Source organism: Bacillus sp. BPN334, from assembly GCF_008368885.1.
Classification (GTDB): Bacteria; Bacillota; Bacilli; order Bacillales; family Bacillaceae_G; genus Bacillus_A; species Bacillus_A wiedmannii.
Window position 1 is genome coordinate 1 of record NZ_QOZW01000056.1, and the last position, 563, is coordinate 563.

Below are 563 nucleotides of genomic sequence, written 5' to 3' on the forward strand. Positions count from 1 at the left end.
ATACGTAGCTCTCTGTTTCATAACAAATGACGAAATCATAGGAGAATGATTAAACGAGAATACTATAATTGGTAGTATCATCCAAATCATTCCAAAATATCCTGTTCCAGTTGAAGCAGTAGAAACACTTGAAAAACTTAGCATTGAAGTATTCCATTGTGGAATTAAAGATATTGCAATAAAAAGTAGAGAAGCAATGAAAGGATATACTAACATACTCATTATCTTTACAGTAATATCTTGACCAAAATTCAGTATAGTGATAAGACCGAGTACTAATACAAGTGATAAAATGGCCCTTGGAGGCTCTGGCATGTGTAATTGATGCACAATAAAACTACTTGCAGTATTTGTAAGTGCAACCGAATACATCAGCACGATCGTATAAATTGAGACGAAATATACGATGTTAAAAATGATACTTGCTTTATTACCGAAATACTCTCTTATTGTTCCTGTAATCCCCTCGTCGGCAGAATTCGAAGCGTATATCATTTTAGCAAGCGCCCTATGTGAGTAATACATAACAGGATATGCAAGTATGGTAATTATCAGCAATGATA

General features: G+C 33.9%; 1 protein-coding gene. It reads right to left on the bottom strand.

The window, feature by feature from the left end:
• Positions 1-563 (bottom strand): aromatic amino acid transport family protein (locus tag DN393_RS31185; RefSeq protein ID WP_304521063.1); only part of this gene is annotated, 563 nt, incomplete at both ends.